21 protein-coding genes are annotated in these 21,985 nt (G+C 46.2%); 11 read left to right on the top strand and 10 right to left on the bottom strand.

The features are described from left to right. Positions 1-11: 11 nt before the first annotated feature. Positions 12-2,873 (bottom strand): isoleucine--tRNA ligase, encoded by a 2,862-nt coding sequence (ileS, locus tag NHB35_RS09170; protein ID WP_353432063.1) that lies wholly within the window; start codon positions 2,871-2,873, stop codon positions 12-14. Further along, positions 2,866-3,816, bottom strand: a complete 951-nt coding sequence (locus tag NHB35_RS09165; protein ID WP_353432062.1) for a bifunctional riboflavin kinase/FAD synthetase — start codon at positions 3,814-3,816, stop codon at positions 2,866-2,868. The genes ileS and NHB35_RS09165 overlap by 8 nt, the downstream gene beginning before the upstream one ends. A gap of 39 nt (positions 3,817-3,855) precedes the next feature. On the opposite strand from NHB35_RS09165, the gene purN reads away from it, so the two are divergent. From purN to NHB35_RS09150, 3 genes are all read left to right on the top strand, one after another. Next, a complete protein-coding gene (purN, locus tag NHB35_RS09160) occupies positions 3,856-4,485 on the top strand; it encodes a phosphoribosylglycinamide formyltransferase (RefSeq protein WP_353432061.1) in 630 nt (209 codons plus the stop codon). Further along, complete coding sequence (locus tag NHB35_RS09155) at positions 4,482-5,999, top strand: RsmB/NOP family class I SAM-dependent RNA methyltransferase (protein ID WP_353432060.1); 1,518 nt, start codon at positions 4,482-4,484, stop codon at positions 5,997-5,999. The genes purN and NHB35_RS09155 overlap by 4 nt, the downstream gene beginning before the upstream one ends. A gap of 66 nt (positions 6,000-6,065) precedes the next feature. Continuing rightward, entirely contained in the window at positions 6,066-7,265 is a 1,200-nt protein-coding gene (locus tag NHB35_RS09150; protein ID WP_353432059.1) for an acyl-CoA desaturase, read from the top strand. Between the two features lie 94 nt (positions 7,266-7,359). Here the strand turns inward: NHB35_RS09150 and rpmG are convergent, their stop codons facing one another. The 3 genes from rpmG to radC all read right to left on the bottom strand — a co-directional run bounded on the left by rpmG (position 7,360) and on the right by radC (position 8,623). Beyond that, on the bottom strand, positions 7,360-7,527 hold the full coding sequence (rpmG, locus tag NHB35_RS09145; protein WP_015421876.1) for a 50S ribosomal protein L33: 168 nt from the start codon (positions 7,525-7,527) through the stop codon (positions 7,360-7,362). A gap of 11 nt (positions 7,528-7,538) precedes the next feature. Continuing rightward, positions 7,539-7,772, bottom strand: a complete 234-nt coding sequence (gene rpmB, locus NHB35_RS09140) for a 50S ribosomal protein L28 (protein ID WP_076023792.1) — start codon at positions 7,770-7,772, stop codon at positions 7,539-7,541. Between the two features lie 161 nt (positions 7,773-7,933). Then, positions 7,934-8,623 carry a DNA repair protein RadC gene (gene radC / locus NHB35_RS09135; protein ID WP_353432058.1) on the bottom strand — a complete coding sequence of 230 codons (690 nt, stop codon included), beginning with the start codon at positions 8,621-8,623 and terminating at the stop codon, positions 7,934-7,936. Between the two features lie 30 nt (positions 8,624-8,653). On the opposite strand from radC, the gene NHB35_RS09130 reads away from it, so the two are divergent. Genes NHB35_RS09130 through NHB35_RS09100 form a run of 7 tightly spaced genes read left to right on the top strand, consistent with a single transcriptional unit; the run spans position 8,654 to position 14,820 of the window. Continuing rightward, positions 8,654-9,100 (top strand): FKBP-type peptidyl-prolyl cis-trans isomerase, encoded by a 447-nt coding sequence (locus tag NHB35_RS09130; RefSeq protein ID WP_353432057.1) that lies wholly within the window; start codon positions 8,654-8,656, stop codon positions 9,098-9,100. Between the two features lie 6 nt (positions 9,101-9,106). Further along, positions 9,107-10,048 carry a 4-hydroxy-3-methylbut-2-enyl diphosphate reductase gene (ispH, locus tag NHB35_RS09125; RefSeq protein WP_353432056.1) on the top strand — a complete coding sequence of 314 codons (942 nt, stop codon included), beginning with the start codon at positions 9,107-9,109 and terminating at the stop codon, positions 10,046-10,048. Between the two features lie 28 nt (positions 10,049-10,076). Further along, the gene (locus NHB35_RS09120; RefSeq protein WP_353432055.1) at positions 10,077-11,264 is read left to right on the top strand and encodes a branched-chain amino acid ABC transporter substrate-binding protein; all 1,188 of its coding nucleotides are present in this window, start codon (positions 10,077-10,079) and stop codon (positions 11,262-11,264) included. Between the two features lie 53 nt (positions 11,265-11,317). Beyond that, a complete protein-coding gene (locus NHB35_RS09115) occupies positions 11,318-12,253 on the top strand; it encodes a branched-chain amino acid ABC transporter permease (protein WP_353432054.1) in 936 nt (311 codons plus the stop codon). Between the two features lie 43 nt (positions 12,254-12,296). Beyond that, positions 12,297-13,334, top strand: a complete 1,038-nt coding sequence (locus tag NHB35_RS09110) for an ABC transporter ATP-binding protein (protein ID WP_353433434.1) — start codon at positions 12,297-12,299, stop codon at positions 13,332-13,334. After that, the gene (locus tag NHB35_RS09105) at positions 13,334-14,107 is read left to right on the top strand and encodes an ABC transporter ATP-binding protein (protein ID WP_353432053.1); all 774 of its coding nucleotides are present in this window, start codon (positions 13,334-13,336) and stop codon (positions 14,105-14,107) included. Before NHB35_RS09110 ends, NHB35_RS09105 begins: the two co-directional genes overlap by 1 nt. Then, positions 14,107-14,820, top strand: coding sequence for an ABC transporter ATP-binding protein (locus NHB35_RS09100; RefSeq protein ID WP_353432052.1), 714 nt, complete (start codon positions 14,107-14,109; stop codon positions 14,818-14,820). Before NHB35_RS09105 ends, NHB35_RS09100 begins: the two co-directional genes overlap by 1 nt. Positions 14,821-14,850: 30 nt before the next feature. Here NHB35_RS09100 and NHB35_RS09095 read toward each other — a convergent pair whose 3' ends face one another. Both NHB35_RS09095 and NHB35_RS09090 read right to left on the bottom strand, forming a co-directional pair. Next, positions 14,851-16,041: an acetylornithine transaminase gene (locus NHB35_RS09095; protein ID WP_353432051.1), complete on the bottom strand. Its 1,191-nt coding sequence runs from the start codon at positions 16,039-16,041 to the stop codon at positions 14,851-14,853. A gap of 66 nt (positions 16,042-16,107) precedes the next feature. Beyond that, complete coding sequence (locus NHB35_RS09090) at positions 16,108-17,148, bottom strand: CDP-6-deoxy-delta-3,4-glucoseen reductase (protein WP_353432050.1); 1,041 nt, start codon at positions 17,146-17,148, stop codon at positions 16,108-16,110. A 36-nt stretch (positions 17,149-17,184) separates the two neighbouring features. Here NHB35_RS09090 and NHB35_RS09085 point away from each other — a divergent pair, with 36 nt between their 5' ends. After that, on the top strand, positions 17,185-18,072 hold the full coding sequence (locus NHB35_RS09085; protein ID WP_353432049.1) for an SDR family oxidoreductase: 888 nt from the start codon (positions 17,185-17,187) through the stop codon (positions 18,070-18,072). Here NHB35_RS09085 and NHB35_RS09080 read toward each other — a convergent pair. The 3 genes from NHB35_RS09080 to NHB35_RS09070 all read right to left on the bottom strand — a co-directional run bounded on the left by NHB35_RS09080 (position 18,053) and on the right by NHB35_RS09070 (position 21,892). Continuing rightward, on the bottom strand, positions 18,053-19,825 hold the full coding sequence (locus NHB35_RS09080) for a glutamine--tRNA ligase/YqeY domain fusion protein (protein WP_353432048.1): 1,773 nt from the start codon (positions 19,823-19,825) through the stop codon (positions 18,053-18,055). The two genes, NHB35_RS09085 and NHB35_RS09080, sit on opposite strands and share 20 nt — an antisense overlap. An 84-nt stretch (positions 19,826-19,909) precedes the next feature. Then, on the bottom strand, positions 19,910-21,412 hold the full coding sequence (locus tag NHB35_RS09075) for a tripartite tricarboxylate transporter permease (protein ID WP_353432047.1): 1,503 nt from the start codon (positions 21,410-21,412) through the stop codon (positions 19,910-19,912). Positions 21,413-21,430: 18 nt separating this feature from the next. Next, positions 21,431-21,892 (bottom strand): tripartite tricarboxylate transporter TctB family protein, encoded by a 462-nt coding sequence (locus tag NHB35_RS09070; RefSeq protein WP_353432046.1) that lies wholly within the window; start codon positions 21,890-21,892, stop codon positions 21,431-21,433. Positions 21,893-21,985: the final 93 nt, after the last annotated feature.

The raw sequence follows: 21,985 nt of genomic DNA, 5'->3' as shown, positions 1-21,985 counted from the left end.
AATAAATCGATTTAAGCAAAGAGACGATGATCGCCATCACCAAAAAGATTGCTAATGCAGCGGCTGCAGAGATCGGCGTGATCCGCATTGCTGCCAACATCCTTGGTGTGGTGCCAGCAGCGGCCACACTTCTTATATTGACTGCCACGTACCAAAACCTCTAAGCCATCATTACTTAACTCAATATTGGCGCTTGAAGTAATGGTGACGAAACGTAGGTCATTTTCGAGCGAGTGCAAGATGGCGAAGTCGGCATCACCAAGCTTAATAGTGAGCTCGGCTTGCAGGGATGAGCCTACATTACCCGCCTCTCGCTCAACTTCGATGGCCTTGGTCACTTCTGAACGAATCTCGCGAATACGATTCCATTTACCAAGCAGTTCATCTGCGTTAGCGATTTCTGGGAGAGAGCCGAATTCTTCCATAAAGATCGATTCTGAATGTTTCTTGCTAGGGTCTTTGGGAAGATCTTGCCAAGCTTCTTCTGCGGTAAATGATAGGAATGGAGATAGCCACTTCAAGAGATTGCGGGTGATGTGGAAAAGTGCATTTTGAGCTGCTCTACGATCTGCGGAATCAGGCGCACTGGTGTATAGGCGATCTTTGAGGATATCCAAATAGAATCCCCCCAAGTCTTCTGAGCAGAATGTGAGCATGCGCGCGACAGCTGGATGGAACTCATAAGCTTTGTAATGTGCCTCAATATCGCTTTGTAATTGATTGGCAAGTGCTACTGCATAGCGGTCAATTTCCAGCCATTTATCGGAAGACATCGCATGCTTACTAGGATCAAAGTCGGAAAGATTGGCAAGCAAGAATCGCAAAGTATTGCGAATGCGACGATAGCTTTCAGTTACACGCTTCAGGATTTCATCGGAGATCGTCATCTCACCCGAGTAGTCTGTGGAAGCAACCCAGAGACGAATAATTTCTGCTCCCAGTTTGTCTGCCACTTGCTGAGGTGCAATAACATTACCCACTGATTTGCTCATCTTGCGGCCTTGGCCGTCAACAGTAAAGCCGTGAGTCAATAGCGCTTTATAGGGGGGCTTGCCATCGAGCATCGCGCCAGTAAGTAATGAAGAGTGAAACCAACCGCGGTGTTGGTCGGAGCCTTCAAGATACAAGTCAGCCAAACGACCAGCAGGCGTTTCAGCTTCTGCGGTGAGTAGTTCATCGCGATGCGATCCACGAATCACATGCCAATGCGTTGTGCCTGAATCAAACCAGACGTCCAATGTGTCGCGATTCTTTTCGTATTGAGAAGCTTCATCACCGAGCAACTCAGAAACCTCAAGTTGCTGCCAAGCTTCAATGCCACCTTTTTCTACGCGCTTTGCAATTTCCTCGAGTAACTCGACTGTGCGGGGATGTGGATCTCCAGTTTCTTTATGAACAAAGAAAGCCATCGGCACACCCCATTGACGCTGGCGTGAGAGCGTCCAATCGGGACGATTGGCGATCATGCTATGTAGACGCTGCTTACCCCAAGCGGGGAAGAAGTCGGTGCTGTCGATACCGGCTAAAGCAGTTTCACGCAAGCTGGCTTTGCCATCCGATGGCTTTTTATCCATGCTTGCAAACCATTGCGAGGTCGCGCGATAAATAATCGGCGACTTATGGCGCCAGCAATGCATATACGAGTGGGTATACGTTTTGTCACGCAGTAGGCTTCCTGCTTCCCGCATCGCCTCGACAATTTTTGGGTTTGCTTTCCAGATGTATTCGTTAGCGAAGAGCGGCAACCAAGACGCATAAACACCATTTCCCATTACAGGGTTCAAGATGTCTTTATCTACAAGCCCATTCGCTTTGCAAGACTTAAAGTCTTCTTCACCATAGGCAGGTGCAGAGTGAACAATTCCCGTGCCGGTATCCAGCGTGACATATTCGGCTACATAGATTGGTGAAAGACGTTTGTAGCCTTCATGTAAGGAAGCTAGGGGATGCCAGAAAGAAATATTGGCGAGTTTCTCACCAAGGCAAGTGGCAATGACTTTACCTTGGAGACCATAGTCTTGCAAACAGGTTTCAACGCGATCTTTTGCAAGAATCAAAAGCTTTTCGCCTACATCAACTAAAGCATAGCTTAGCTCTGGGTGAACATTCATTGCTTGGTTGGCTGGAATAGTCCAAGGCGTTGTTGTCCAGATCACAATCTGACCAGGCTTATTGGGAAGTTCTGCCAATCCAAATGCTTTGGCTAGTTGTGGACGCTGTGCATCATCAAACGCAAAACCTACATCGACTGTTGGATCGGTTTTATCTTGGTATTCCACTTCAGCTTCTGCAAGTGCAGAGCCACAATCAAAACACCAGTTCACTGGTTTGAGGCCACGGAATACATAGCCTTTTTCCCAAATCTTGCCCAGCGCACGAATTTCATCGGCCTCGTTGCGGTAATTCATGGTGAGATAGGGGTTATTCCAGTCACCCAATACACCCAAGCGCTCGAAATCCTTCTTTTGCTTATCTACCTGCACTTGTGCATAGGCGCGAGCTTTGGCTTGCACTTCGGCGGTAGGTAGATTTTTGCCAAACTGTTTCTCGATTTGAATCTCAATTGGCATTCCATGGCAATCCCAGCCAGGCACATAGGCGGAATCAAATCCCATTAACCAGCGGGATTTAACAATCATGTCTTTTAGGATCTTATTAACCGCATGACCAATGTGAATATCACCATTGGCATAAGGAGGACCATCATGCAAGATGAATTTTGGTTGACCAGCATGAGCCGCACGAATCTTTTCGTAGAGTTTATTTTTTTGCCATTGCGCAACCCATTGTGGTTCACGTTTCGCTAGATCTCCCCGCATAGGAAATGCGGTGTCTAGTAAATTGACTGGATAGCTATTTTCTTTTTCAGACATAAGATTTTTTCTGGAAATAATTTCTGGCGTGCTTCGCGTCTTGCGCAATCGCATTTGTGAGAGTGTCGAGGTCATCATACTTTTCCTCGTCACGAATTTTTTCTAAGAGTTCAACGGTAATAATTTTCCCGTAAACATCCTTTTGATAATCAAAGATGTGGGTCTCAAGTAACACACGACCTTCATCTTCTACCGTAGGTCTTACACCCAGGCTAGCTACAGCTGGTAACGGTTTGTCGCTAAGCCCCAGTACCTGCGCAGTGAAGATGCCAGTAGTCGCAGGCTTGCGATGATGTAAATGATTAGCTACGGCTAAATTTAAAGTCGGGAATCCTAATTTGCGACCAAGTTGTTGCCCATGAATGACGTGTCCAGAAATCCCATAAGGACGACCGAGTAATTTCTCTGCTTGCTTCATATCACCATTTGCAAGGGCGGTGCGCAATGCTGAACTAGAAATGCGCTTTCCATCTTCAGAGATCGTTTGAATGCTGGAAACTTCAAATCCATATTTTTCGCCAGCCACTTTGAGGCTTGCAAAATTACCTGCTCGCTTAGCCCCATAACAAAAGTCATCGCCAATCAAAATCCATTTGGTGTTGAGGCGTTTAACAATAATTTCTGCTACAAATTCTTCAGGTGACAGGCGAGCAAATGCTGAGTTGAAATGTTCTACAACCACTCGATCAATACCAAGATCTGCAAGCGCGACCAATTTGTCACGCAGATTCAGAATTCGGGGTGGGGCTTGTTCGGGGGAGAAGAATTCTTTTGGGTGGGGCTCAAAGGTCAGCACACAGCTAACTAGATCCCTTTCCCGAGCGCCAGCAACCAACTGCTTGAGCAGGGCGCGATGACCCCTGTGCACGCCATCGAAATTTCCGATGGTTAGAGCACAAGCAGGTCCTGCGGAAAACGGGGTCGAGCCACGAAATACGTTCACAAAATCGCCTTCAGGGTAGCCATCAATTATATTGTGGGCATGCTTTCTATCGTTACCTTAATCTCCGGCCGCGGATCTAATTTCGAGGCCATCGTTAAAACGGCTCAAAAAGAACAATGGCCAGTCAAATTTGCAGGTGTTATAGCCAACCACTCTGCGGCTAAGGGCCTTGATTTTGCTCGCTCGCAGGGCATTCCAGCGTTTGCAATTGAGCACAAGGAACATGCTACCCGGGACTCTTTTGATGCCGCTTTAATTCAAAAGATTGATGAGTTAGGGGCTGATTTAGTGGTCTTGGCGGGTTTTATGAGGATTTTGACCCCTGGTTTTATTCGTCATTTTGAGGGTCGCTTGATTAATATCCATCCTGCCCTTTTGCCAGCCTTCCCTGGCTTGCATACACATGAGCGAGCCCTAGAGGCAGGGGTTAAAGAGCATGGAGCAACAGTGCATTTTGTGACCGAGGGTGTTGATGAGGGGCCAATTATTTGTCAGGCCTCCGTGCCGGTACTCGAGGGTGATGATGCTGACACACTTGCCGCTCGAGTTTTAAAAGCAGAGCACCAGATATATCCGCGAGCCGTAAAATGGTTTCTTGATGGACGATTGCGCATTGAAGGTAATCAAGTGAAGTTACAACCCCCAGAATCGCAATTATTTAAATTATGAGCGCAGAACGTTCCAACCCAAAATCCAGTAAGCGCTTAGGTCCGCAAAAAAGTTATGCGACTAAATCAAAAGATCCACTGCGTCGTCCTGAGCGACGCAATGCTAGTGGTAATTTGATTGCGCCTGAAGGTCAGAAAAATTTCTCAAATGCAAAAGCTTTACCTCAACATGCGATTCACCTAGAGCGCCTGCTTCCTGAATTGCTGCAATTTGATCAACCTGCTGATCGAGTAGTAAGTCGTTATTTTCGATCTGAGCCAAAGCTTGGTAATCGCGATCGTGCATTGATAGCGGAGAGTGCATTTGCCATTTTGCGTCGTAAAAATGAGTTCTCTCAGTTTGCTGTAAGTGGTGAGGGATCTCAGTCTAGACGCTTAGCCCTATTGGGTTTGCTGTCCGCTCTATCTGAAGGTGGGCTTGGCTCTGGTAATCGTGCCGAGAGCGCAATCGCGGACTTAGCGCATGTTCTGAAGCCAGGTGAGTATGAGTGGTTGCAACGAATTTCAACGGTAGATCCAAGTTCTTTAAATCCATTAGTGCGCAACAATTTACCTGAGTGGTTATGGGATGCTTTTGGAAAATATCCAGGTGAAGATACTCGCGAAGAATTAGCGAAATCATTAATGCATCCTGCCTCTTTAGATTTACGTGCGAATACGATGAAGACCAATCGTGAAGAATTGCTCGCGCAGATGAATGCTTTAGGTGGTCGTTATCAAGCTACTCCAACTCCGTTTGCACCAGATGGTGTGCGCATTATGGGTAAACCTGCCTTGCAAAACACTGCGGGCTTTAAAGCGGGTATGTTTGAAGTGCAAGATGAAGGCAGTCAATTGTTGGCATATTTGCTGGCTCCAAAACGAGGTGAGATGGTTGTCGATTTTTGTGCGGGCGCCGGTGGCAAGACATTAGCAATTGGCGCGTTGATGAGATCTACAGGTCGCCTATATGCATTTGATACATCTGAGCGGCGCTTGGCCAATCTCAAACCTAGGCAGGCTCGTAGCGGTCTTTCAAATGTCCACCCTGTGTGGATTGATTCTGAGAACGATGCCAAGATCAAGCGTTTGGCTGGAAAGATTGATCGCGTTCTGGTTGATGCCCCTTGTAGTGGTATGGGTACCTTGCGTCGCAATCCAGACCTCAAGTGGCGCCAAACCCCCGAGGGAGTTGCTGAACTGAATCAAAAGCAAGTCAGTATTCTGAATTCAGCAGCCCGTCTGCTAAAGCCAGGTGGTCGCTTGGTATATGCGACTTGTAGCCTATTACCTCAGGAAAATCAAGGAGTTGCAGAGGATTTTCTCAAGAATCACACAGAGTTTGAGGTGGTTCCAGCGGCTGAGGTTCTCAAGCCATTGTTTCCAAAGGAAAAATTACCATTGGGCTGCTCGGCAGATAATCCTTGGTGGCAATTGTGGCCTCATATATATGGTACAGATGGGTTTTTTGGGGCTGTTTTTCAGAAAAAAAGCATTAAATCTGAAAACCCAGAAATACCAAAACCTAAGAATTAACGAAAGATAGGTCAAAAAAAGCCTGAAAAGCGTTAAAATGAAAGCTGATACTTAAAGGATATGCTTTTGAATACCGTCTCGAGCTCAGGTTTTGATTTATTCCTTAATTGGCTGGCCAATGGATATTTAGATTGGTCTTGGTGGCAGATCACCCTGTTTACATTGATTGCTACCCACATCACGATTGCCGCCGTAACCATCTTTTTGCATCGTTGTCAGGCGCACCGTGCTCTCGACCTGCACCCGATTGTTTCTCACTTTTTTCGCCTTTGGCTTTGGCTTACCACCGGTATGGTGACCAAAGAGTGGGCCTCAATTCACCGTAAACACCACGCTAAGTGCGAGACGGTGGATGACCCCCATAGCCCACAAATTCTCGGAATCGGCACAGTTTTATCACGTGGCGCTGAGCTTTATAAGCAAGAAGCAAAGAATCAAGAGACTTTGGAAAAGTTTGGTCATGGCACTCCAGATGATTGGCTTGAGCACAATATTTACTCCAGGTTTACTTGGCAAGGTGTTGCCATCATGCTCATCATTGATGTGTTTTTATTTGGAGCAATTGGTTTAACGGTTTGGGCTGTTCAAATGCTGTGGATTCCGATTACTGCCGCTGGTGTCATTAACGGTATTGGTCACTATTGGGGTTATCGCAACTTTGATTGTGAAGATGCCTCAACCAATATTTTTCCTTGGGGCATTTTGATTGGCGGCGAAGAGCTGCACAACAACCATCATACGTTTGCCACTAGCGCGAAACTTTCCAACAAGTGGTATGAGTTTGATATTGGGTGGTTATATATCCAGATGATGAGCGCGGTTGGTTTGGCTACTGTGAAAAAGACACCACCAAAACCAGTCTTAAGTGATTTGCGTCCAGCCGATCAAAATACACTAGAAGCAATCATTGCAAACCGCTATGAAATCATGGCGCGTTACAGTAAAACCTTACGTAACTTCTTTAGTAACGAAGTGCAACATATGCAAGTGCTCGCAAGCCATTTAAGCGATGCACGCACTTGGCTGGTTAAAGATGAATCACGCCTAAGCCAAGAGGAGAAGGCCAAGCTAGAAGAGTTGATGGCTAGTAATGCTCAGCTTCGCAAGATGATCGAGATGCGCCGCGATCTTCAGGCGATTTGGGGTCGTTCATCAGCGACACGTGAACAGCTTTTGTCACAATTGCATGCTTGGTGTCAACGTGCAGAGGATAGCGGCTTAACAAGTCTGCGAGAGTTTTCTTTAAGATTGCGTCGTTACGCATAAGCCATTAAAAGATAAATTAAATTATCTAATATGAATAATAAAAACCCGCTCAGAAGCGGGTTTTTTATTTACTTCAAGTAATGATTTATGTCGATTACTTGAGTTTTGTTTCTTTGTAAGCAACGTGCTTGCGAATGGTTGGATCAAATTTCATGATCTCCATTTTCTCAGGCTTAGTACGCTTGTTTTTTGAAGTTGTGTAGAAGTGACCAGTACCAGCTGATGACTCTAATTTGATTTTTTCTCTGCCGCCTTTAGCCATTTGTGCGCTCCTTAAATTTCGCCACGTGCACGGAGATCAGACAAAACAGCATCGATGCCATTTTTGTCGATAACGCGCAAACCAGCGTTGGTTAAGCGCAAGCTAACCCAACGGTTTTCAGATTCAACCCAGAAACGACGGTTTTGCAAATTCGGCAAAAAGCGACGCTTTGTTTTATTGTTTGCATGGGATACGTTGTTGCCAACCATCGGCTTTTTCCCAGTGACTTGGCAAACTTTTGCCATGACTAACTCCATTAATTGCGAAAAAGAAAGATTGTATCAGCCAAAGCCTATTTTGGGCTAGCCCCATGTGGCTTTGGCGGTAGGCCAAAAGGGTCAAAAAGGCGTGAAATTGACCATAGAAGCACAGTATTTTTCTAATATGTTAGTAAATACTATCAATATTATTCAATATCCATAAGGCCAGATTCCGAAAATGAGAAAAAACCGCCATGACTTACGATGCAGTGGTCTAGCAAGGGGATATCCACAAGCTGCAAGGCTTTAATAAGGGTTTGGGTCAAATCTTGATCCGCTTTGCTAGGCAGGGGTTTGCCGCTAGGATGGTTGTGGGCAACAATCAGGGCGCTGGCATTTCTGGAAAGGGCCTCTTTGAGGATTTCTCGGGGATATACCGCTGTGTGCGTGATTGATCCCCGAAACAGCTCTTGGCATTCAATCAAGTGCAGTTCTGAGTCTAGATAGAGGCAGAGAAAAACCTCGTGTGGCAGACCACCAATTTTGGCTTGTAAAAACTCTTTGACATGACCCGGAGAGGAAAAGATGGATTGTTGGGCAAGACCATCTTCTAGGCTGCGTTTAACTAGCTCATATGCCGCTTGAATTTGGCTCCATTTTGAGATCCCCATTCCATGGATACGGGTAAATTCAGCTGGACTACTGGCAAGCAGGCGGGGAAGGCTGCCAAAGTGGTGCAAAAGATCATTTGCTAGGGTGACGGCATTTTTACCTTTGACGCCAACCCTTAAAAATATCGCCAACAACTCTGCATCAGTAAGGCATTTAGCGCCATGTAGGCGAAGCTTCTCACGGGGCTGTTGATTTTTGGGCCATTGGGGGATTGAAGAATGCATTCCCGACGTGGGGCTAGATACAATCACCTTATGACTAAGCTTACTGTTTTGCCCAACTCCTATTTGACCCTCAACTATCGGCTGACTTTGCCCAATGGGGAGGATTACATCAACACGTTTGTTGATCGTCCTGCGACGGTTCTGATGGGTTCTGGTCAATTTGCGCCTTGCTTTGAAAAGGTGTTGTTGGGATTAGGTGTTGGTGATAAAAAGAGCGCCTTACTTTCGCCGGAAGAAAGTTTTGGAGAGCGCAAAGAAGATTTGGTGCAGTGGGTTTCTCTCAAGGCTCTGAAAGAAGGCCGCGATGATGATGTGGAATTTAATCCAGGTGACGTTATTGAATTCAATGCGCCTGGTGGTGCTCAATATGCGGGTGTCTTGCAATCTATTGATGACGAGGGTGCTTGGTTTGATTTCAATCACCCTTTGGCTGGTCGCGAAGTAACTTTTGAAGCGCAGATTGTCGCTATTCTTTAAAGCAATATGAGTGGATCTGATAACGCAGAAATTTTGATGGCGCAGCCCCGCGGTTTTTGCGCAGGAGTTGATCGTGCAATCAATATCGTGAATGAAGCACTGGTGCGCTTTGGTGCGCCGATATATGTGCGCCATGAAATTGTTCACAATGCCTATGTGGTGAATGAATTGCGCGATAAGGGCGCGGTATTTGTAGAAGAGTTGCATGAAGTACCTAAAGGTGGAATCGTCGTATTTAGCGCACATGGGGTATCTCAAGAAGTGCGTAAAGATGCTGAGCAACGTGGCTTGCAGGTGTACGATGCGACTTGCCCTCTGGTGACTAAAGTGCATCTTGAAGTCATCAAGATGTGCAAAGAGGGTTTTACGGTATTGATGATTGGTCATGCGGGGCACCCGGAGGTAGAGGGCACTATGGGCCAAGTTAAAGAAGGTGTTTTCTTAATCGAAAAAATTAGCGATGTAGAAAATTTGCCTTTCGCAAGCGATGAAAAAATTGCTTTTGTAACGCAAACAACCTTGTCCGTTGATGAGACTAAAGAGATTGTTGAAGCGCTCACCAGAAAATTTCCTAATATTGTTCAGCCTCGCAAACAAGATATTTGTTATGCCACTCAGAATCGCCAAGATGCTGTGAAATTTATGGCACCTCAAGTCGAAGTCGTTATTGTGGTGGGTAGTGCGTCAAGCTCGAACTCTAATCGTTTGCGTGAATTAGCGGAAAAATTAGGCGTGCCTGCCTACATGGTTGATGCGCCAGAGCAGTTGAAGTCAGAATGGTTTGCAGGCAAAAAGCGAGTTGGTCTTACTGCGGGCGCATCAGCCCCTGAAAGCCTTGCTCAATCTATCGTAGCTCGCATTCAAGAGTTTGGCCCGCGAAGTGTCCGACCTTTAGCGGGTGTTGTTGAGGATGTAACCTTTTCGTTACCAAAAAATTTAGTTGATTGAAGTTTGATTCATAACAGAGGAGCTGTAGATGATTAATTCCAATGCATCAAAAGTGAATTTTATGAAGAGCGCTATTGCCTTATCGGTGACTGCAATAATTTTGACAGCCTGTGGAAAGGGTGGTGATAAAGCTGCTGCCGTTCCCGCTGATGGTATTGAGGTCAAGATTGGACATGTAGCCCCATTGACTGGACCCATTGCTCACTTGGGTAAAGATAATGAAAACGGTGCTCGTTTGGCCCTTGAGGAAATCAATAAAGCCGGCTTGACAATTGATGGCAAAAAAGTAGTTCTGACTTTAGTGCCTGAAGATGATGCAGAAGATCCAAAAACAGCTACACAGGTTGCGCAAAAATTAGTAGATGCGAAAGTAGTCGGCGTTGTAGGGCACTTAAATTCTGGCACCAGTATTCCGGCATCAAAGATTTATAGCGATGCGGGCATTACACAGATTTCTCCGTCTTCGACCAATCCCGATTACACCAAGCAAGGTTTTAAAACGACCTATCGTCTAGTGGCAACTGATGCCCAGCAAGGTCCTGCTTTAGGTAATTACGTTGCAAACACTTTAAAAGCAAAAACGGTTGCCATTATTGATGACTCGACTCAGTACGGTAAAGGTTTGGCTGATGAGTTTGAGAAGACCGTCAAAGCGGCAGGTCTAAAAGTGGTGACTCGCGAGGCGAGTAACAACAAAGCAACTGACTTCAAAGCTATTTTGACCAAGGTGAAGGGCAGCAAACCTGACGTTATTATGTATGGTGGTATGGATGCTACTGGCGGTCCATTAGCTAAGCAGGCTACTGAGTTAGGTATTAAAGCGAAGATTGTTGGTGGGGACGGTATGTGCACCGAAAAACTCATTGAGCTTGCAGGCGAAGCAGTTGTAAATGTCACTTGCTCAGAAGCTGGAAAAGCGCTTTCTAAAATGGCTCAGGGTGCAGACTTCCAGAAGCGCTACAAAGAGCGCTTTAATTCTGATGTGCAAATTTATGCGCCATTTACCTACGATGCAGTCTATGTATTAGTGGATGCAATGAAACGCGCCAACTCAACTGATCCAGCAAAAATCTTGGTTGCAATGCCTGATACCAAGATGAATGGATTGATTGGCAATATTGCTTTTGACAGCACAGGCGATATGAAAGAAGGCGTGATTACTTTGTACGACTTCAAAGACAAAAAGAAAACGGTTCTTGATGTCATCAATATGTAATAAGTCTTGAAAGAGCGCCGAGTATTCGGCGCTCTTTTTATTAAAGTTTAGTAATGGATATTTTTCTTCAGCAAATCATCAATGGCTTAGTGCTTGGCAGTATCTATGCCTTGATCGCTTTAGGCTACACCATGGTGTATGGTGTGCTGGGGATTATTAATTTCGCGCACGGCGAAGTGCTAATGATTGGCGCTATGATGTCTTTATCATTGCTGCGATTGATTTTGGGATTAACTAGTGGGTTACCAGGGTGGCTAACCCTATTAATTGTTTTGCCAGTCACGATGGCAGCTTGTGCTGGCTTGAGCTATTGGATTGAGCGGATCGCTTATCGCCCCCTGCGTAATGCTCCTCGTTTAGCACCACTGATCTCTGCAATCGGTATGTCAATACTCTTGCAAACAGTTGCTATGTTGATTTGGTCTCGAAATCCGATGACCTATCCACAATTACTTCCATCTACTCCGATTGAATTAGGTTCTACAGGCGCAACAATCACAGGAAAAGAGATTGTCATCATTCTGGTGGCATTGGCAGTGATGTGTGGATTATTGTTCTTGGTTGAGAAAACTAAACTAGGAAGAGCAATGCGTGCAACCGCTGAGCAAACTCAAATTGCCTCCTTGATGGGCGTTAATCCTAATCGCGTAATTTCGATCACCTTCATGTTAGGTGGCGCGCTTGCGGGATTGGCTGGCGTCATGATCGCAAGTAATTATGGCAACGTACATTTTTATATGGGATTCATTCCCGGCCTTAAGGCGTTTACCGCCGCTGTTTTGGGTGGTATCGGCAATCTGCAGGGCGCCATGTTAGGCGGTCTCTTATTGGGTTTAATTGAATCGCTAGGTGCTGGATATATCGGTGAACTCACCGGTGGAGTCTTTGGTTCAAATTACCAAGATATTTTTGCCTTCTTAGTATTGATTTTGGTGTTGGTACTTCGACCCACTGGTTTATTGGGTGAGAAAGTTTCTGATCGTGCTTAAGAAGCTTATCCAAAATCATCTCAGTCGTAATACTTATCTTGGTTTGGGTGTAATTGCGCTCGTTTTATTGCCATGGATCGTAGGTGCTGGTGGCGGTAACTATTGGGTTAGAGTTCTCGACTTTGCATTGTTATATATCGTGCTGGCCTTGGGTCTGAATGTTGTTGTTGGATTCGCTGGCCTATTAGATTTAGGTTACATCGCTTTTTATGCACTTGGCGCTTATAGCTATGCATTGCTCGCCTCTCCACACTTGCCAAATCATTTTGAAGTAATTGCCTCGGCATTCCCGCAGGGACTGCATTTTTCACCTTGGATGGTGGCGATATTTTCAATTGTTTTGGCTGCTCTCTTTGGGATTGTGCTGGGTTTGCCTACATTGCAATTGCGTGGTGATTATTTGGCGATTGTGACTTTGGGTTTCGGTGAAATCATTCGTATTTTTATGAATAACTTAGATCGCCCTTTGAATCTGACCAATGGTCCAAAAGGGATTACAGCAATTGATCCCTTGCAGGTATTTGGCATCACGTTTACCAAGCCATTAGATTTAGGGTTGATTCAGGTTCCAGGTTTGTATTTAGTGTTTTATCTTTTTCTAATTCTGGCAGTTCTAGTGACAATCGTTTGTTTACATTTGCAAAATTCTCGAATTGGACGTGCATGGGTTGCTATTCGAGAAGATGAGATCGCTGCTAAAGCGATGGGCATTAATACCCGCAATATGAAATTACTAGCCTTTGCGATTGGCGCTTCTTTCGCTGGTGTAGCAGGCGTGCTCTTTTCCGCTTTTCAGGGTTTCGTTTCTCCAGAATCATTTACCTTGTGGGAGTCGATTGTGGTTTTAGCAATGGTTGTCCTTGGAGGAATTGGCTACATCCCTGGGGTCATCTTGGGCGCGATTGTCTTGGCAGTATTTCCCGAGGTGTTGCGTGTGGTTGCTGAGCCTGTACAGAAAATGTTATTTGGTCATGTAATCGTTGATGTGGAAGTGATTCGGCAACTGATCTACGGCCTGGCTTTAATTTTGATCATGCTCTATCGTCCCGGTGGCATCTGGCAGAAGCGGGGTGATCAATAATGGCCACCCATTTGTTATTGGATGTTGCTGACGTATCCAAGCGTTTTGGTGGCGTGCAGGCACTGGATTCTGTTGGCTTGCAGGTCCCACACGGCGCAATTGTCGGTCTGATTGGTCCCAACGGCGCAGGTAAAACCACTTTCTTTAACGTCATTACCGGCCTTTATCCTGCCGATTCTGGAATTTTCTTATTTAATGGCAACTCATACTTCCCAGAGTCGGTATCACAGGTTACAAAATCTGGATTGGCAAGAACCTTTCAGAATATTCGTTTATTTGGTGAGATGACTGTTTTGGAGAATGTGATGGTGGGTTGCCATTGTCGATCTAAAGCAGGACTACTAGGCGCTATTTTTCGTTTTTCTTCAACTCGGCGCGAGGAGCAGCAGATTCGGGAGAAATCTCTTCAATTGCTTGCGTATGTTGGTTTGAGTGACTATGCGGATATGCAAGCGCGTAATCTATCTTATGGACATCAACGACGTTTGGAGATTGCTCGAGCATTAGCAACTGAGCCAAAGTTATTGGCATTAGATGAGCCAGCCGCTGGCATGAATGCCACTGAAAAGTTAGAACTACGTGAGTTGCTATTACGTATCCGCGCTGATGGAAAAACGATTCTACTGATTGAGCATGATGTGAGCTTAGTAATGGGTATTTGTGACTATCTAACAGTGCTCGATTACGGCAAGGTCATTGCCTCAGGAAAACCTAGCGATGTGCGCGAACATCCCGAAGTCATTAAGGCCTATCTAGGTCAGGGGGCTGTGTAATGAGTGCGCTGCTCAGAGTCGAAGATTTGAGGGTAGCCTATGGCGGCATCAATGCAGTTAAGGGTATTGATTTGCATGTGAATCAAGGTGAACTAGTTGCTTTAATTGGTGCCAATGGCGCTGGCAAGAGTTCTACCCTCAAGGCCATCGCTGGTTTATTAACGCCAGCGGCAGGCGTTATTCAATTTGCTAACCAGCAAACTAATGGTCGGCCCGCTTATGAATTAGCTCAACTGGGTCTTGGTTTGGTGCCAGAGGGGCGCGGGGTATTCAAGCGCATGACCATTCTGGAAAATTTGCAGATGGGCGCCTTTTTGAAGAGCGATACTAAAGTAATTGAGCGAAAACTTGAAGAGGTCTTTCAGTATTTCCCAAGATTGAAAGAAAGACTCCCTCAATTAGCGGGAACTCTTTCTGGCGGTGAGCAACAAATGGTAGCAATGGGTAGAGCAATGATGGCTGAACCTAAATTATTGTTGCTCGATGAGCCATCAATGGGTCTATCTCCCATCATGGTTGAAACGATCTTTGATGTGGTTCGCAATCTTTCCAACAGCGGTATGACTATCTTGTTGGTAGAACAAAATGCACGTCTTGCCTTGCAAATGGCGGATCGGGCTTATGTGATGGAAAGTGGGCTGATTACCCTCACTGGCCTCGGATCGGAATTACTTCAAGACCCAAGGGTGCGCACTGCCTATTTAGGTGAGTAAGTGGGTGAATAAGCAACTGCTAAGAGGCTGCTAAGTAGCTTCTTTAAGAAGCTCACGCAAGATATTGCACATTTGCAAGATCTCATCATTACTGACGTTGAGAGCTGGCATAAAACGTAACAAGTTTGGTCTTGGTGAGTTAATCAACAAGCCTTCAGGGCTGCGATCACGAGCTAACTCGACTAATTTTGAGCCAATATCCTTGCCAAGCATTAACGCACGCAGCAATCCCTCGCCGCGTTCGCCTTCTAAGCCGAACTCTGCTGAGAGCTTGAGGAGTTCAGACTTTAATAGTTCGCCTTTTGCTTTAACGCTATCCAAAAATCCTGGGGCTAATAATTGTTCAATCACGCTAATACCAACTGCAGTCATGAGCGGGTTGCCGTTATAGGTGCCGCCTTGATCGCCTGGCACAAAGCAGGCTACTGCATCAGTTGCCATGAGTGCCGCAAGGGGAACACCTCCACCAATACCTTTGCCCAAAGTCATGATGTCGGGTTCGATGCCAAATTGTTGATAGGCGAATAAAGTGCCCGTACGACCACAACCTGCTTGCACTTCATCCACAATCAACAGAAGATTGTTCTCTTTAGTGAATTTACGCAAAGCCTGCATAAATTCTTTGGAGGCTGGAATCACGCCGCCTTCGCCTTGAACGGGCTCTAGCATTACTGCAACTGTTTTATCTGTTACAAGCTTTTTGACAGAATCTAAATCATTGAGATCTGCCTTCGGAAAGCCTGCTACTTGGGGGGCAAACATGGTGTCCCAACCTGGTTTGCCTGAAGCACTCATGGTCGCCAAAGTGCGTCCATGAAAGCTGTGATCAAAAGTGATGATTTCAAAGGCGCCATTTTTATTGAGCTGACCCCATTTGCGAGCCAACTTAATTGCGCCTTCATTCGCTTCTGCGCCGCTGTTTGCAAAAAAGACTTTATTAAAGCAACTATTGGCTGTTAGCAAATTGGATAAGCCAATCATTGGCTCGTTGTAAAACGCGGGGCTTGGATTGATGAGTTTCTTTGCTTGTGCATTGAGCGCCGCAATCATTCCTGGGTTACCGTGACCTAGACAGTTCACTGCCCAGCCTTGCAAGAAATCCAAATAGCGCTTGCCATTGTTATCGGTTAACCAAGAGCCATTCCCTTCAACCATGATCACATCTGGACGTTGGGTGATAAACATCACGGAATGGGTGTCGATAGGGGCAGGTGAGTTCATGCTAATTGAGGTAGGAGATTGGATTGCAAAAGCTGATTAGTACTCTATTATCTAACTTTATTAAGACTACTCGGTGACTAAATCAGCAGCGCTGGTAAAGGAATCGGCAAAAAACTCTTCTTCAGGCAACTCGCATTTTGCTGAAAAGTCGGTTCTGGCGGCGTTCACCATCACAGGAGCTCCACAAGCGTAGACCTGAAAGCCCTTAAGACTTGGATGGTCTTGCATTACCGCTTGATGCACAAATCCAGTGCGGCCCTGCCAAGCATCCTCCGGTAGGCCATCCGAGATCACTGGAATATATTGAAAATTCGGGATGTCTTTTTCCCAGGCTTTGCAAAGATCGCTCAAGTAGAGATCGCTTGGACGACGTCCGCCCCAGTAGAGATAAACAGGTCTTTCAATCTTCTTGGCTTGCATCTGTTCGATGATGGATTTGATCGGCGCAAAGCCAGTTCCAGCAGCTAAAAAGATAATCGGTTTCTTAGAATCTTCTCTCAAGAAAAAGCTGCCTAAAGGTCCTTCAAAGCGCAGGATATCTTTTTCTTTTAGGGCTGGGTTAGTTGCTCCAAATACAAAATCAGTGAATACGCCGCCTGGTAGATGACGAATATGCAGCTCTAGCGGTCCTTCCTGGTCTGGAGATGTGGCAATTGAATAAGCGCGACGCTGACCATCTTTTAATAAAAACTCGATGTATTGACCCGCTAAGAACTGAAAGCGTTCCGCTGCGGGTAGTTGCAGTTTAAGAATCGCTACATCACTACTTGGCTTGCTAATGGTGTTGACCCTACAAGGTACTTTGCGGATGGCAATATCTCCAGCACCTTGAACTTCGCGCGCTTCAATCAATAAATCTGATTGTGGGTGTGAGCAGCAAAATAGGATGCCACCAGCGGTTTCATCCGCCTTGCTAAGGGCGCTTTCGCTATGTTGACCATGACTCACCCTGCCTTCGACCACTTTTCCTTTGCAAGATCCACAGGCGCCGTTTTTGCAACCATAAGGCAAGTTAATGCCTTGACGTAATGCGGCCTCCAAGAGGGTCTCATCTTGGGTAACAGTAAATTGTTTGCCGCTCGTTTTGAGCGTGACTTGGTAAGACACTCTCATTCCTTTCAATAAATCGTTACGATGTTACTTATGCGTACTTTTGGTAAACCTTCAATCCTGATCATTGGCTGTGGTGATATAGGGCTTCGGGTGGCAAAACAGCTTTCGTATAGCCATCGGGTTTTTGCGCTGACTTCTTCACAACATCGTTTTCAGGAATTACGAGAGGCTGGCACGATACCGATTTTAGGAAACCTGGATCATCCAGAGTCTTTATGGCGGCTGGCGAGCTTAGCTCAAACCGTTATTCATTTAGCCCCACCCCAAAATCAAGGAAATCGCGATTACCGAACCCGTAACTTGCTCAGAATTTTAGCCCAAGGGTCTTCGATCGTCAGGCGGCTTATCTATATCAGCACTACTGGCGTTTATGGCGACCACCGGGGCGCCAAGGTATGCGAAGTGACCCCAGTTAATCCACAAAGTGAGAGAGCCCAACGCAGGGTGGATGCAGAGCGAATGCTCCGCCTATGGGGCCCCGCTCACGGAGTAGCCATCACTATTTTGCGTGTTCCCGGGATCTATGCTGCCGATCGCTTGCCCATCGAGCGCTTGAAATCGCAGACCCCAGCATTATTGCCAGAGGAAGATGCCTATTCCAATCATATTCATAGTGATGATTTGGCGCGTCTAGTATGCGCAGCCGTTTATCACGGCAAGCCGCAAAGAGTGATCAATGCGTGTGATGGCAATGAAACCAAAATGGGTGATTATTTTGATGAAGTGGCGGATGCTTTTGGTTTAGCTAGAGTGCGAAGAATGCCTGCGAAACAATTACAAGCAATTGTCAGCCCGATGCTGTGGTCGTTTATGCGCGAATCGAGGCGCGTGACGAATACACGCTTATCGGAATTAAAAAGACCGCTACGTTATCCAAGCGTTGCGGATTTTCTAAAGACTATTTCCAAGAATCCTTGAGGCCAACCGTACGGTTGAATACTAGCTTGCCTGGTTTGGAATCTGCTTTATCAGCAATAAAGTAACCATGACGCTCAAACTGAAAGCGATCTTCTGCTTGAACATCTTTCATGCAGGGCTCTAAATAAGCGGTAATAGTTTCTTTAGAGTTTGGATTAATGGCATCTAGGAAATTCTTATCACCGCTATCGGGGTGAGGGTCTGTGAAGAGATGATCGTAGAGGCGAACCTCTGCTGGAATGGCTTCTGCAGAGCTAATCCAGTGGATATTACCCTTCACCTTGTAATTATTTGATCCTGGTGTGCCACTCTTGCTATCTGGGAAGTGCGTGACATTGACCTGAATGACATTGCCCTGGTCATCGGTCTCATAGCCGGTGCACTCAACTACAAAGCCATGACGCAGGCGCACTCGACTACCAGGCTGATCACCGATGGGTGGGTAGAGTCTGAAGAAGCCTTTAATAGGTTCTTTCATGAAATCATCTGCTTCAATCCATAGCTCGCGTGTGAAATGAAACTCGCGATTACCCCACTCTGGATGTTGAGGATGACGTGGAGCAGAGCATGGCTCTTTAACATTTGCATCAAAATTTTCTACTACCAACTTCAGTGGCTTGAGAACTGCAGTTGCTCGAGGGGCTCTGACTTCTAGATCATCGCGCAACGCTTGATCTAAGGTGTTCATATCAATCCAACTATCTGCTTTGGATACGCCAATACGTTCACAGAACAAACGAATACTCTCCGGCGTGTAGCCACGACGACGTATGCCAACAATCGTTGGCATACGAGGATCATCCCAGCCATCAACATGCTTTTCTTCAACGAGTTGCAATAACTTGCGTTTACTTGTAATGGTGTAGGTGAGATTGAGGCGAGCAAACTCGTACTGGTGCGGTACGGGGTCTTTAAATACGCCTAATTCTTTTAGAGAATTTACGATCCAGTCATAGAGTGGGCGATTATTTTCAAACTCTAAGGTGCAAATGGAGTGAGAAACATTTTCTAGCGCATCAGAGATGCAGTGGGTGAAGTCATATAAAGGGTAGATACACCATTTGCTGCCAGTGCGGTGATGATCGGTATGGCGGATGCGGTAAACCACAGGGTCGCGCATCACAATGTTGGGGTGCGCCATATCAATCTTCAAGCGCAGAACATGTTCGCCATCTTTGTATTTGCCATCGCGCATTTCTCGGAAGAGGGTGAGATTTTCTTCTGGGCTACGGTCGCGATATGGACTGTTTTTTCCTGCTTGGCCGAAGTTCCCGCGATTAGTGTGAATATCATCGGCACTTTGGCTATCAACATACGCTTTGCCATTTTGAATCAGGATTTCTGCAAACTCATAGAGGCGATCAAAGTAATCACTGGCGTGATAAAGATGATTGCCCCAATCAAAGCCTAGCCACTTCACCGCATCCAAAATACTGTCGGCGTACTCAACATCCTCTTTGACAGGATTGGTGTCATCTAGACGCATATTGCAACGTGCACCACCTGCTTGCTGGTTGTAGTCAGCTGCTAAACCAAAGTTCAAGCAAATACTTTTAGCGTGGCCAATATGTAAATAGCCATTTGGCTCTGGAGGAAAGCGGGTGATGACGGAAGGAATCGGCTCGCCAGCTAAATTAGTGCGCTGTGAATATGCACCACTCGCCAAATCTTGATCAATGATCTGACGTAAGAAGTTGGATGGTTCGGCGATTGCGCCAGCGCCAGCTTTAGAGGGTTTGCTATCTTGGGACATAGTCACATTGTAGAGAAAACCCCCGACCTATAAAGAAAAAGCCCGCAAACTGCTGCGGGCTCGTTTCTGTGAGATCTCAGACAATCAGTCTTCGACGAAGGCCTCTTCGCGAGTCTTTTTCACTGCTGGCAAGGCTACGATCACCACCAGCAAAGCTGCTGCGATCAGTAATCCAAGCGACAGTGGGCGCGTAACAAAGGTAGAGAAGTCGCCACGAGAAAGCAATAATGCGCGGCGGAAGTTCTCTTCCATCATCGGTCCAAGCACGAAGCCCAAGAGCAATGGAGGTGGTTCGCAACCTAATTTGAAGAAAAGGTAGCCAATCAAGCCAAAGCCTGCAGTTACGTACACGTCAAATACAGTGTTATTCACGGTGTACACACCGATACAGCAGAACACCAAAATCGCTGGGTAGAGGAAGCGATATGGAATCTTCAAGAGCTTTACCCAAATTCCAATGAGTGGCAAGTTCAGGAGAATCAACATCACGTTGCCGATCCACATCGAGGCGATCAGACCCCAGAACAAAGCGGGGTTGCTCGTCATCACTTGTGGACCAGGTTGAATGTTATGAATGGTCATCGCGCCAACCATCAATGCCATCACAGCATTAGGTGGGATACCCAAGGTAAGCAATGGAATAAATGATGTCTGTGCGGCTGCATTATTGGCAGCTTCAGGACCTGCAACACCCTCAATAGCACCTTTACCAAACTCATGCGAATGTTTGGATGATTTCTTTTCCACTGAATAAGCGCCAAAGGCTGCTAAAGCTGCGCCACCACCGGGAAGGATACCCAAGATGGAGCCGATGGTTGTGCCGCGTAAAACGGATGGAATCATACGTTTGACATCGTTCTTAGTTGGAACCATGCTGGTGAGCTTGTTAAGGAAGCCTTCATCTTCACCTTGCTTTTCAAGGTTACCCATGATTTCCGCAAAGCCGAATACACCCATTGCAACTGCCACGAAACCAATTCCGTCACTTAATTCTGGAATGTCAAACGCATAGCGTGATACTCCAGAGTTAACGTCCGTGCCGATGAGGCCCATCAGCAAGCCGAGGATGATCATGCCAATCGCTTTAATGAGTGAACCCGAAGCCAACACTACTGCTCCGATCAAGCCAAGGATCATGAGCGAGAAGTATTCTGCAGGACCAAACTTAAACGCGAGTTGTGAGAGGGGCGCAGCAAAAGCAGCTAACACGAGAGTTGCAACGCAACCTGCGAAGAATGAACCCATGCCAGCAGTAAACAAAGCAACACCAGCTCGACCATTACGTGCCATTTGATAGCCGTCGATCGCCGTCACCACCGATGACGTTTCTCCTGGGATGTTGAGCAAAATCGCTGTTGTGGATCCGCCGTACTGTGAGCCATAGTAGATGCCAGCCAACATGATTAATGCTGCTACAGGGGGAAGTGCATAAGTGGCGGGCAACAACATTGCAATTGTTGCGATGGGGCCAAGACCGGGTAAAACCCCAATCAAGGTTCCCAAGATGCAACCGATAAGGCAGTACAAGAGATTTTGTAAGGTAAACGCGGTATCAAAACCGAGAGCTAAGTTAGCAAATAAATCCATTTTTAGAGTCCCGGTTCGTTATTGTTGTAGGAATACAGGTAGTAGTGGGAACTGCAGTTTTAGTCCCACAACAAATACTGAATAAGTAAAGGTGACCAAGAATGCTGCATTGATCGCAGTACCCTTCCAGGTAAATTCTTTACTTGCACTGGCTGAGACAAATACCAAAACAACCACTGCTACCAAAAATCCCATTCTTGGCAGGAGCAATCCATACAAGACTACGGCGCCGGTAATTTGCGCCATGACTTTCCAGTTGAATTTAGGGATAGACTCAATTGCTGCTTTAGCGCCAACGGACTTAACTGACACCACTAGTCCAAGCAAAAACATTAAGATGCCTAAATAAAATGGAAAATACCCAGGACCCATTTTTGCGGCTGTTCCCATAGGGTAGTTCGTGGCCACGATAGTGAAGAAGAGACCAATGACCATATACATGATCCCAGCCCCAAAATCCCGTTGATTGCGAATTTTCAAGTTGCGCTCCTTTTATATCGGACATAGAAGCCGATTATTTATTGATGTTGAGCGATTGTAAGCCACGAGGGGGGTACCTTGTCTAGGGTTTGC

Origin of the sequence: Polynucleobacter sp. MWH-UH23A (genome assembly GCF_040409805.1) — a bacterium.
Lineage (GTDB): Bacteria > Pseudomonadota > Gammaproteobacteria > Burkholderiales > Burkholderiaceae > Polynucleobacter.
Note: the sequence above shows the minus strand (reverse complement) of the source record. Positions and strands in the feature narration are given on the sequence as shown.